The organism is Yersinia sp. 1652 StPb PI (assembly GCF_041538345.1).
Lineage (GTDB): Bacteria > Pseudomonadota > Gammaproteobacteria > Enterobacterales > Enterobacteriaceae > Yersinia > Yersinia enterocolitica_E.
The window spans coordinates 475,474-487,549 of sequence record NZ_JAULSM010000001.1 but is presented as its reverse complement, the minus strand read 5'-3'; the positions used below and the strand labels follow the sequence as shown (position 1 = coordinate 487,549).

The window sequence follows — 12,076 nt, the reverse complement described above, 5'->3', positions numbered from 1 at the left end:
AAGTATGACGGGTATTTTACAGGTGACGAAACGCTCCGCTTCCATTACCATAGCGCCCTTGCCAAAATTCGCATTAATCACATTACATAACCGCTAGCCGTAATACTCCTTCTTATTGGGTGCTGCCTGTAGATGCCACATTTTCAGACAGACTCTCAGGCCGCATCGCCTGCGCGGAGGGTAGACTATTGCCAGTGGTTTTATGATATTTGGCTGCCACTAATTATTTATAACCAGATAATTTAAAAAGCATTTCCTTAACTGTCCAACAAAAAATCGAGCCGATAATTTATGCCTTTTACACTTGGTCAACGCTGGATCAGCGACACAGAAAGCGAACTTGGATTGGGTACTGTCGTTGCCATCGACGTACGCATGATTACCTTACTGTTTCCCGCAACCGGTGAAAACCGCCTTTACGCTAGAAATGATTCGCCAATCACCCGCGTCATGTTCAATCCGGGCGATACCATCACCAACCACGAAGGCTGGCAGCTAAAAGTGGAAGAAGTGACTCATGAAAATGGGCTGATTACTTATATTGGGACCCGTTTGGATACTGAGGAAACCGGCGTCTCAATGCGTGAAGTGTTGCTCGATAGCAAACTGACGTTTAGCAAACCGCAGGATCGGCTATTTGCCGGTCAGATCGATCGTATGGATCGCTTTGCCCTGCGTTTTCGTGCTCGTAAATATCAAAGTGAGCAGTTCCGTCTGCCATGGAGTGGGTTACGCGGTATCCGTGCCAGCCTGATCCCACACCAATTACATATCGCCTATGAAGTGGGTCAGCGCCATGCACCAAGGGTATTATTGGCCGATGAAGTAGGTTTAGGTAAAACCATCGAAGCCGGGATGATCATTCACCAACAGCTGTTATCAGGCCGTGCTGAACGTATCCTGATTGTAGTGCCAGAAAGCCTACAACATCAGTGGTTGGTGGAAATGTTGCGCCGCTTCAATTTGCGCTTCTCACTGTTTGATGACAGCCGCTACTCCGAAGCCCTGCTCGACAGCACCAATCCGTTTGAAACCGAGCAGATGGTTATCTGTTCACTGGATTTTGTGCGCCGCAATAAGCAACGGCTGGAACAACTGGCAGATGCGTCTTGGGATCTGTTGGTGGTGGATGAGGCGCACCATCTGGCCTGGAGCGAAGAAGCCCCAAGTCGTGAATATCAAGTCATTGAACAATTGGCTGAGAATATCCCAGGTGTGCTGCTGTTGACCGCAACACCAGAGCAATTGGGCCAGCAGAGCCATTTTGCTCGTCTGCGTTTGCTGGATCCCGATCGCTTCCACGATTACGAAGAGTTCGTCAATGAACAGCAGAAGTATCGTCCGATTGCAGATGCTGTGACGCTACTGCTGGGTGGTGAGCGCTTAACTGACGATAAACTGAATCTGTTGGGCGAACTCATTGATGAGCAGGATATTGAGCCCTTGCTGAAAGCGGCCAACAGCCAAAGTGAAGATAGCGAAGCCGCTCGCCAAGAGTTGGTAACAATGCTGATGGACAGACATGGTACCAGCCGGATCTTGTTCCGTAATACCCGTAATGGGGTGAAAGGCTTCCCGCACCGCGTCCTGCATCAAATCAAACTGCCATTGCCAACCCAATATCAGACGGCGATTAAAGTATCAGGCATCATGGGTGCCAAAAAAACGTTGGAAGCGCGCGCCAAAGATATGCTTTACCCGGAACAAATCTATCAGGAGTTTGAAGGGGAAAATGCCACCTGGTGGAACTTTGACCCACGGGTAGAGTGGTTACTTAACTATCTGATTGCTAACCGTAATGAGAAAGTGTTGGTTATCTGTGCCCAGGCAGCCACTGCCTTACAACTTGAACAGGTGCTACGTGAGCGTGAAGCTATTCGTGCTGCCGTGTTCCATGAGGGTTTATCACTGATAGAGCGTGACCGCGCTGCGGCCTATTTTGCCTCTGAAGAAGATGGGGCTCAGGTATTACTGTGTTCTGAGATAGGTTCAGAAGGCCGTAATTTCCAGTTTGCCTGCCAGTTGGTGATGTTCGACCTGCCGTTTAACCCGGACTTGCTGGAACAACGTATTGGCCGTCTGGACCGTATCGGTCAAAACCGCGAAATCCAGATTATGGTGCCTTATCTGGAACATACTGCGCAGGCGATATTGGTGCGTTGGTATCATGAAGGTTTGGATGCTTTCGAGCACACCTGCCCGACCGGGCGCACCATTTATGACAGTGGCTATCAAGAACTGATCGGCTATCTGGCAACGCCAAGTGAACAAGAAGGGTTGGATGAATTTATTCACGCCTGCCGTCTACAGCACGAAGAGCTGAAACTACAACTGGAACAAGGGCGTGATCGGCTACTGGAGATGCATTCCAACGGTGGCGAGCATGGTCAACAACTGGCGCAGATCATTGCAGATCAAGATAATGACGTTAATTTGGTTAGTTTCGCACTTAACCTGTTCGATATTGTCGGGATTAACCAAGAAGATCGCAGTGACAACCTGATCGTACTGACCCCCTCTGATCATATGCTGGTACCGGACTTCCCTGGGCTGCCGCAAGACGGCTGTACCGTGACATTCGATCGTGAACAGGCGTTATCGCGGGAAGATGCCCAGTTTGTGAGTTGGGAGCACCCGATCATCCGTAATGGTTTGGATTTGATCTTGTCCGGCGATACCGGAAGCTGTGCAGTTTCTTTATTGAAAAACAAAGCATTACCGGTAGGAACACTGTTGGCTGAATTGGTTTATGTGGTAGAAGCTCAAGCGCCGAAACACTTGCAATTAACCCGTTTCTTACCGCCCACCCCAGTGCGGATGCTGATGGACCGAAACGGCACCAATCTGGCGGCACAAGTTGAATTTGAAACCTTTAACCGTCAGTTGAATGCGGTAAACCGTCACACCTCCAGTAAGCTGGTCAACGCTGTGCAACAAGAAGTCCACGCCATGTTGCAACAAGCAGAAGCACTGGTTGAAGAGCAGGCACAACTGTTGATTGAATCGGCCAAGCACGAAGCAGATGATAAGCTGAGTACCGAACTGGCGCGTTTGGAAGCCCTGAAAGCGGTTAACCCGAATATTCGTGATGACGAAATAGAAGCACTAGAGCATAACCGTAAAATGGTACTGGAAAACCTCAATCAAGCGGGCTGGCGTTTAGATGCTATTCGCCTGGTGGTGGTCACACATCAGTAACCCTGAGTAATCATCTGTTTCTGCAATATACCCCATAGATTTCAAGATGCAGGCAGGCGACCAAGCAGCGACAAATCGGTTGGGAACCGATTTGAATAGCATTTATGCTAGCCTCAAGGATGAGGCGCATTAATCCTGATGAGCTTATACAGTCAAATTATTCGGGTTAACGAGAGCAGCCAACACACCTGTGACTTGAACGATGCAGGGTATAAATGGAGCACTAATGGAACCCTATAATCCCCCACGCGACCCTTGGCTGCACATCCTGTATCAGGATGAGCACATCATGGTGGTCAACAAACCTAGTGGGCTACTTTCTGTGCCCGGTCGCGCACCGGAGAATAAAGACAGTGTGATGACTCGTATTCAGGCTGAATTTCCGGCGGCAGAGTCCGTTCATCGGCTAGATATGGCCACCAGTGGCGTAATTATCGTGGCACTGACCAAAGCGGCTGAGCGCGAGCTTAAGCGCCAATTTCGCGAACGTGAACCGAAAAAGTCTTATATTGCCCGCGTCTGGGGGCATCTGGCCGAAGATGAAGGGCTGATAGATCTGCCGTTAATCTGTGACTGGCCAAACCGGCCAAAGCAGAAAGTCTGTTATGAAACCGGTAAATCTGCACAAACTGAGTATCTGGTGCTGTCACGCGATACTGATGGCAGCACGCGAGTGAAGTTATCGCCCATCACAGGGCGCTCACACCAATTACGGGTCCATATGCTGGCGATGGGTCACCCAATCCTTGGTGATGGCTTCTACGCCCATCCAGAGGCCAAAGCGATGGCATCCCGCTTGCAGTTACATGCGCAGGAGCTGTGTATTACTCACCCTGAGTTTGGAACGGCGATGCATTTTAAATGTGAGGCGGAATTTTAATTTTTGTCGTAATAATATTGGCCCGAAATTACCTCAGAACGGCGCATTAACGCCGATCTGAGGTGGGCACTGTTGAAACAAAACCTATTTAAATCCCTTCTCGCGCTTAATCAAATCATACGCAGCTTGAATCTCTTGGGCTTTTTGCTTCGCCATCTCCATCATTTCAGGTGGCAGACCTTTTGCCACCAACTTATCTGGATGATGCTCCCCCATTAACTTACGGTAAGCACGCTTGATGGTCACACTGTCGTCAGTATTGCTAATACCCAGCACTTTGCAGGCATCCTCTAAGGTCGGGCCATTCGAGGCTTGCTGATAGCCCCCCTGAGAATATCCACCCTGCTGGCCCTGCCAACCGCCGTGACCACCAAATTGACGGCCGCCTTCAATCATGCTCAAGAACTGATCAAACTGGCCGCGCGAAATCCCTAACTCTTCAGCAATGACATACAACACTTGCCGCTCGTTAGGATGCAAAGATCCATCAGCAAATGCGGCCTGTAATTGAATTTCCAGAAACATCCGAATTAAATCGAAACGCCCAAAACAGACACCACGTAATTCCTGCAATCTTTCACGCAATGGGAAATCGCTTTCTTTCCCTTCGCGAAACGCTTGCTGTGCGGCTGTTCGAGCTTCACCGTGCAATTGCATTCGATCCATCAACTGGCTGGCGAGTTGAATATCAACTTCCGTAACCCGCCCTTTAGCCTTGGTTAAATGCCCCATGACCTGAAAAGTGGCGCGGAAAAAAATTAATTGTCGTGTTTGTTGATCGGCAAAATAGCCGCGGCGCTTCGTGCTTCGCACCCTGTCTACCATATGGCCGACAAGCAACCCCAGTACCACACCCCAGAAACCAGCACCAGACATTAAGCCCAATACCAGACCGAGCAGTTTTCCCCAATACCGCATATACTCCTCAATTCATCATGCCGTCAGTCAAAATTTGCATTATCATACTCGGCATTCAGCTCAGCGCCTAACAACGAGACGTGCAAACGGCCGGATTTAACGCTAGCGCAACTGTGATGAGTAATATAGTCTCAGACCGTTTGCCGGCATGATGCCCCCCGATGACGGAACACCAAAACCGCGTATGAAAAAAAGATTCCCAACACTGCTGGCCACATTGATATGGACGGCACTATATAGCCAGCAATCGCTGGCCGGCCTCGCTGAGCAATGTATGCTTGGTGTACCCACCTATGACCAGCCATTGGTCAGCGGTGATCCGAATCAGCTACCGGTCCGTATTAATGCGGATAAAACCGAAGCCAATTATCCCGATAATGCCTTGTTCACCGGCAATGTCATTGTCCAGCAGGGCAATAGCACCCTGACCGCGAATCAGGTTGAACTGACGCAGGTACAAAAACCCGGTGAAGCTATCCCGGTTCGTACTGTCACGGCCACTGGCGACGTTAATTATGACGATCCGCAAATCAAGCTGAAAGGCCCGAAAGGCTGGTCAAACTTGAATACCAAAGACACTGATATGGATAAAGGCAAATATCAGATGGTTGGCCGTCAAGGGCGTGGTGATGCGGATTTAATGAAGTTACGAGGTCAGAACCGTTACACCATATTAGAAAATGGGACGTTTACCTCCTGTCTACCAGGTGATAATAGCTGGAGTGTCGTGGGTTCTGAGGTTATTCATGACCGCGAAGAAGAAGTAGCAGAAATCTGGAATGCCCGCTTTAAGATTGGCAAAGTACCGGTGTTCTACAGTCCTTATATGCAATTACCGGTTGGTGATAAACGCCGCTCAGGCTTCCTGATCCCTAATGCTAAATATACCAGTAATAACGGCATCGAATTTATGCTGCCATACTACTGGAATATTGCGCCCAACTTCGATGCTACAATTACGCCTCACTACATGGAACGGCGTGGGTTACAGTGGCAGAACGAGTTCCGCTACTTGCTGGCTCCGGGCAGCGGCACCATGGCATTAGACTGGCTACCGAGTGATCGCTTATACCACGGCACCGATGGTACCGATAAAGAGGCCACCCGCTGGTTGTACTACTGGGGCCATTCCGGTGTGATGGATAAAGTCTGGCGTTTCAACGTCAACTATACCCGTGTTAGTGACCCAGATTACTTTACTGATTTAACGTCGCAATACGGATCGACCACTGACGGCTATGCAACCCAAATATTCAGCGTTGGTTATGCTGATCAAAACTGGGATGCCACCTTGGCCTCTAAACAGTTCCAAGTCTTTACTGACGCCGGTAATAATAATGCTTACCGTGCCCAACCTCAGTTAGATATGAACTACTATAAAAATGATATTGGCCCGTTTGATCTGCATGTTTACGGTCAAGCCGCCAAATTCACCAGCGTCAATCCAGAAAACCCAGAAGCCAGCCGCTTCCATATTGAACCGGCGATTAACCTACCACTGTCCAACGGTTGGGGTAGCCTGAATACCGAAGCCAAATTACTGGCAACCCATTATCAGCAGGATATCCCAAATGGTTTTGCCAGTAATTATGCAAACCAAAATAATGGTGCGACAGCTCCGGATTTAAAAGACTCGATTAACCGGGTGATGCCGCAATTTAAAATTGATGGCAAAGTGGTATTTGATCGGCCAATGGATTGGAGTGAAGGCTTCACCCAGACACTCGAACCACGAATGCAGTATCTCTATGTTCCATACCGCAATCAGGATGATATCTATATTTACGACACCACGCTGATGCAGTCAGACTACTCGGGACTGTTCCGTGACCGTACCTATAGTGGCCTGGACCGTATAGCGTCTGCGAATCAGGTATCTACCGGTTTAACTTCACGCATATATGATGATGCGCTGGTTGAACGTTTTAATGCTTCTGTGGGTCAAATCTATTACTTCAGCCGTTCGCGTACCGGTAATAGCGAAACAATTGATAACAGTGATGATACTGGTAGCCTTGTTTGGGCTGGTGATACATTCTGGCGTATCAGTGATCAAGTGGGTCTAAAAGGTGGCGTGCAGTATGATACCCGCTTGGGGAGTTTGACCCTGGGTAACGCGGTAATGGAGTATAGAAAAGACTCAGAGCGTATGATGCAATTGAATTACCGCTATGCCAGCCCGGAATATATTCAGGCAGCAGTACCAAATGTAAAAAGTCCTGGTTATCAGCAAGGCATTTCTCAGATTGGTGCTACCGCCAGTTGGCCGATTGCGGATCGTTGGGCACTAGTCGGTGCTTATTACTACGATACCAAAGCCAATCAGCCCGCTAGCCAGTTAGTTGGCTTACAATACAACACGTGCTGCTGGGCAATAAACGTGGGCTATGAACGTAAAATTACTGGCTGGAATTCACAAACAGAAGCCAGTAAGTATGATAACAAGATTGGTTTTAACATCGAATTACGTGGTCTGAGCAGCGACCACAACCTGGGTACTGCACAAATGCTGCGCTCAGGCATTCTGCCTTATCAAAGTGCATTCTGATACTGTGTAACACACTGAATACAGTGAATTTTAACCCGCTAAAGCGGATTACATAAATGGAAAAGGTATGAAGAACTGGAGAACGCTTATTCTCGGATTGGTTGTCTGTGCCAATACCGCGTTCGCAGCACCACAAGAAGTTGATAAAGTTGCCGCAGTGGTTGATAACGGCGTCGTTTTGCAAAGTGACGTTGACGGTCTGTTACAATCCGTGAAACTGAATGCACAGCAGTCTGGGCAACAAGTTCCTGATGATGCGACGTTACGTCATCAGATTCTTGAGCGTCTGATCATGGATAATATCCAGTTACAGATGGCGAAGAAGATGGGTATTACTATCAGTGATGAAGCATTGGATAAAGCCATTGCTGATATCGCTGCGCAAAACCGCATGACTCCCGCTCAGATGCGTAGTCGTCTGGCTGCTGATGGCCTGAATTATGACACTTACCGCGAGCAGATCCGTAAAGAGATGCTGACTTCTGAAGTGCGTAACAACGAAGTACGCCGCCGAATAACTATCCTGCCACAGGAAGTTGAGTCACTGGCCAAACAAGTTGGGAACCAGACCAGCGGTGATGCTGAACTGAACCTCAGCCACATTCTTATCCCATTGCCAGAAAATCCCTCTCAGCAGCAAGTTGATCAGGCTGAAGAGCTGGCTAATAAATTAGTCTCCGACATTAAAGGCGGCGCTGATTTTGGTAAATTGGCTATCGCCAACTCGGCGGACTCTCAGGCGCTGAAAGGCGGCCAGATGGGTTGGGGCAAATTACAGGAACTGCCTTCTTTGTTTGCTGAAAGATTACAAACTGCGAACAAAGGTGATGTTGTCGGGCCAATCCGTTCTGGTGTCGGTTTCCACATCCTGAAAGTAAATGATATCCGTGGTGCGGATAAGACCGTTTCCGTGACTGAAGTTCACGCCCGCCACATCTTGCTGAAGCCTTCACCGGTAATGACCGACGATCAGGCTCGTGCCAAGTTAGCGGCAGCGGCGGCAGATATTAAGAGTGGTAAATCCAGCTTCGCCACTATTGCCAAAGAGATCTCTCAGGATCCTGGTTCTGCAATGCAAGGCGGTGACTTAGGTTGGGCATCACCAGATATTTATGACCCGGCGTTCCGTGATGCGCTGATGAAACTGCAAAAAGGTGAGATCAGTGCACCGGTTCACTCTTCTTTCGGCTGGCACTTAATTCAGGTTGTCGATACACGTCAGGTAGACAAGACTGATGCAGCACAGAAAGACAAGGCATACCGTATGCTCTTTAGCCGTAAATTTGCTGAAGAAGCTCAAACTTGGATGCAAGAGCAGCGTGCTGCTGCTTATGTAAAAATTCTTGATGGTAGTAATGCACAACCACAATAATCGTATTGTTATTACCCCCGGTGAGCCAGCCGGGGTCGGGCCAGATTTAGTCGTCGCTCTGGCTCAACAGGATTGGCCTGTTGAGTTAGTGGTGTGTGCCGATCCGGCCTTGCTACTTGCTCGGGCCCGTCAGCTTAATCTGCCTTTGCAGTTGCGTGAATATCAAGCCAGCAAGCCTGCGTTAGCGCAACAAGCGGGGTCACTGACTATCTTACCGGTAAAAACGGCCACAGAAGTGATCCCCGGCAAACTCGACGTCCAAAACAGCCACTATGTTGTGGAAACATTGGCCAAGGCTTGTGATGGCGCGATAAGCGGGGAATTTTCTGCATTGGTCACCGGCCCGGTACAAAAAAGTATTATCAATGATGCTGGCATCCCTTTTATCGGACACACCGAGTTTTTTGCAGATCGCAGCCTCTGCCCACGGGTAGTGATGATGCTGGCAACTGAAGAGTTACGTGTGGCATTGGCGACAACCCACTTACCTCTGCTGGCCGTACCTGGCGCGATCACTCAAGCTAGCCTGCATGAAGTGATCACGATTCTTGATAGCGACCTGAAAACCAAATTTGGCATTAGCCAACCACAGATTTATGTGTGCGGACTGAATCCTCACGCAGGTGAAGGTGGCCATATGGGCCATGAAGAGATCGATACCATTATTCCTGCACTAGATGCACTGCGTCAGCAAGGTATAAATCTTATCGGCCCTCTACCAGCAGACACCCTATTTCAACCTAAATATCTACAACATGCAGATGCGGTTCTGGCGATGTATCATGATCAAGGATTGCCAGTGCTGAAGTATCAAGGGTTTGGCCGGGCAGTAAATATCACTCTCGGTTTGCCTTTTATCCGCACTTCTGTGGATCACGGTACCGCTTTAGAACTCGCCGCAACCGGTTCTGCCGATGTTGGCAGTTTCATTACGGCATTAAACTTAGCCATTAAAATGATAAATAACAGCAATGAATAATAGAGTCCACCAAGGGCATTTTGCCCGCAAACGCTTTGGACAAAACTTTTTAAACGATCAGTTTGTCATCGACAGTATTGTTTCTGCAATTCACCCCGTTCCTGGCGAAGCCGTAGTTGAAATAGGTCCCGGTTTAGGGGCATTGACTGAACCTGTTGCTGCGCGTATGGATCATATGACGGTGATCGAGCTTGATCGCGATCTGGCGGCTCGTTTAGCCAGCCATCCGCAACTGAAAGACAAGCTAACCATCCATCAACAAGATGCGATGAAAGTTAATTTTTCTGAGTTAGCAGAGCTTGCTGGGCAGCCATTACGTGTGTTTGGTAACTTGCCATACAACATTTCCACCCCGCTGATGTTCCATCTTTTCAGCTATACTGATGCTATTCGTGACATGCATTTCATGTTGCAAAAAGAAGTGGTTAATCGTCTGGTCGCAGGACCTAATAGTAAAGCGTATGGCCGACTGACGGTGATGGCGCAATACTATTGCAATGTTATCCCGGTGCTAGAAGTACCGCCAACGGCGTTTACCCCCGCGCCAAAAGTTGATTCGGCCGTGGTGCGCTTGATTCCGCATGTCAACATGCCGAATCCGGTTGGTGACGTTCGTATGCTTAGCCGCATTACCACGCAAGCATTTAATCAGCGCAGAAAAACCGTGCGTAACAGCTTAGGTGATCTATTCACCCCAGAGCAGTTAATCGAATTAGGTATTGACCCGATATTACGGGCAGAGAATATTTCGGTAGCGCAATACTGTAAGCTGGCTAACTGGCTTTCAGCTCAATCGACACCGCAAGAATAAGCAGGAGCACATTATGATTGAACAGCCCCGCGTTTGTGTACAGGTGCAAAGTATCTATGTGGAAACCCAGTCGATACCTGATGAAGAACGTTTCGTCTTCGCCTATACCGTGACGATACGCAATTTGGGTCGTTCAAATGTGCAACTGATTGGCCGTTATTGGTTAATCACTAATAGTAATGGCCGGCAGACTGAAGTTCAGGGTGAAGGGGTCATCGGCGAACAGCCATTGATCCAGCCAGGTAATGAGTTTCAATACACCAGCGGTGCTGTACTGGAAACCCCGCTGGGTACCATGGAAGGGCATTATGAGATGGTTGATCACCTTGGTCAGCCCTTCCGTACTGCAATTCCGGTGTTCCGCTTAGCGATCCCAGCACTGATCCATTAACTCTGATCTTTCAACTATGTCTACTTATCTTATTGGCGATGTTCATGGCTGCCTCGATGAGCTGCTTGCGCTATTAGCACAGGTGAGCTTTGATCCGCAGCAGGATACTTTGTGGTTAACCGGTGATTTAGTTGCCCGTGGCCCAGCATCACTGGATGTTTTACGTTATGTCCGCTCATTAGGGCCTGCTGTTCGTATGGTTCTGGGTAACCATGACCTGCATTTACTGGCCGTTTATGCCGGTATCAGCCGTAATAAACCCAAAGATCGTATTACTCCACTGCTTGAGGCGCCGGATGCTGATGAGTTGATTAATTGGCTGCGTCGCCAACCGGTCTTACAAGTTGATGATGAATTAAAATTGATCATGGCTCATGCCGGGATAACACCTCAATGGGATATTGAAACCGCCCAAATGTGTGCACGTGAAGTGGAGGCGGTATTAAGTAGTGATAGCTATCCACTCTTCCTCGATGCCATGTACGGTGATATGCCGAATAACTGGTCACCAGAGCTATCCGGGCTAGCACGCTTGCGTTTTAGTACTAATGCACTGACCCGCATGCGTTTTTGTTTCCCGAACGGGCAGTTGGATATGATCTGTAAAGATACGCCAGAAAATGCCCCCGCTCCACTCAAGCCTTGGTTCGAGTTGCCAAGATTGGTCTCCCCTGACTATTCAATTATTTTTGGTCACTGGGCATCGCTGGAAGGGAAAGGTGTTCCTGAAGGTATTTATGGCTTGGATACCGGTTGTTGCTGGGGCGGCGATTTAACGCTGCTGCGCTGGGAAGATAAACGCTATTTCACACAGCATGCATTCAAAGTGGAAGCAGAAGTAAGTAACACTAATGAAATAGCAGCGGCAAAAGCCCCCTTTAGTTATCTGTAACATACTGATAATTATATGTTAAAAAATAAAGGCGCATAATATGCGCCTTTATTTTTGGTGCCGTTCTTGTTTGAGGCAGGCAGGTCT

The 12,076-nt window shown here is 48.6% G+C and carries 9 protein-coding genes; 8 read left to right on the top strand and 1 reads right to left on the bottom strand.

Annotated features, from left to right (window positions below; genetic code table 11):
- The first annotated feature begins 291 nt into the window (after positions 1-291).
- Both rapA and rluA read left to right on the top strand, forming a co-directional pair.
- Positions 292-3,198, top strand: coding sequence for an RNA polymerase-associated protein RapA (gene rapA / locus Q2T71_RS02235; RefSeq protein ID WP_372557986.1), 2,907 nt, complete (start codon positions 292-294; stop codon positions 3,196-3,198).
- Between the two features lie 226 nt (positions 3,199-3,424).
- Positions 3,425-4,078 (top strand): bifunctional tRNA pseudouridine(32) synthase/23S rRNA pseudouridine(746) synthase RluA, encoded by a 654-nt coding sequence (gene rluA, locus Q2T71_RS02230; RefSeq protein ID WP_372557985.1) that lies wholly within the window; start codon positions 3,425-3,427, stop codon positions 4,076-4,078.
- Between the two features lie 84 nt (positions 4,079-4,162).
- Here rluA and djlA read toward each other — a convergent pair whose 3' ends face one another.
- Positions 4,163-4,996, bottom strand: coding sequence for a co-chaperone DjlA (djlA, locus tag Q2T71_RS02225; protein ID WP_083160582.1), 834 nt, complete (start codon positions 4,994-4,996; stop codon positions 4,163-4,165).
- 184 nt (positions 4,997-5,180) lie between these two features.
- Here djlA and lptD point away from each other — a divergent pair, with 184 nt between their 5' ends.
- From lptD to apaH, 6 genes are all read left to right on the top strand, one after another.
- Positions 5,181-7,544: an LPS assembly protein LptD gene (lptD, locus tag Q2T71_RS02220; RefSeq protein ID WP_372557984.1), complete on the top strand. Its 2,364-nt coding sequence runs from the start codon at positions 5,181-5,183 to the stop codon at positions 7,542-7,544.
- 67 nt (positions 7,545-7,611) lie between these two features.
- On the top strand, positions 7,612-8,916 hold the full coding sequence (surA, locus tag Q2T71_RS02215; RefSeq protein ID WP_372557983.1) for a peptidylprolyl isomerase SurA: 1,305 nt from the start codon (positions 7,612-7,614) through the stop codon (positions 8,914-8,916).
- Positions 8,900-9,895, top strand: coding sequence for a 4-hydroxythreonine-4-phosphate dehydrogenase PdxA (gene pdxA / locus Q2T71_RS02210; RefSeq protein WP_372557982.1), 996 nt, complete (start codon positions 8,900-8,902; stop codon positions 9,893-9,895). The genes surA and pdxA overlap by 17 nt, the downstream gene beginning before the upstream one ends.
- Entirely contained in the window at positions 9,888-10,706 is an 819-nt protein-coding gene (rsmA, locus tag Q2T71_RS02205) for a 16S rRNA (adenine(1518)-N(6)/adenine(1519)-N(6))-dimethyltransferase RsmA (RefSeq protein WP_083160590.1), read from the top strand. Before pdxA ends, rsmA begins: the two co-directional genes overlap by 8 nt.
- 13 nt (positions 10,707-10,719) lie before the next feature.
- Positions 10,720-11,097 (top strand): Co2+/Mg2+ efflux protein ApaG, encoded by a 378-nt coding sequence (apaG, locus tag Q2T71_RS02200; protein WP_083160592.1) that lies wholly within the window; start codon positions 10,720-10,722, stop codon positions 11,095-11,097.
- A gap of 16 nt (positions 11,098-11,113) precedes the next feature.
- Entirely contained in the window at positions 11,114-11,989 is an 876-nt protein-coding gene (gene apaH, locus Q2T71_RS02195) for a bis(5'-nucleosyl)-tetraphosphatase (symmetrical) ApaH (RefSeq protein WP_372557981.1), read from the top strand.
- Positions 11,990-12,076 lie beyond the last annotated feature (87 nt).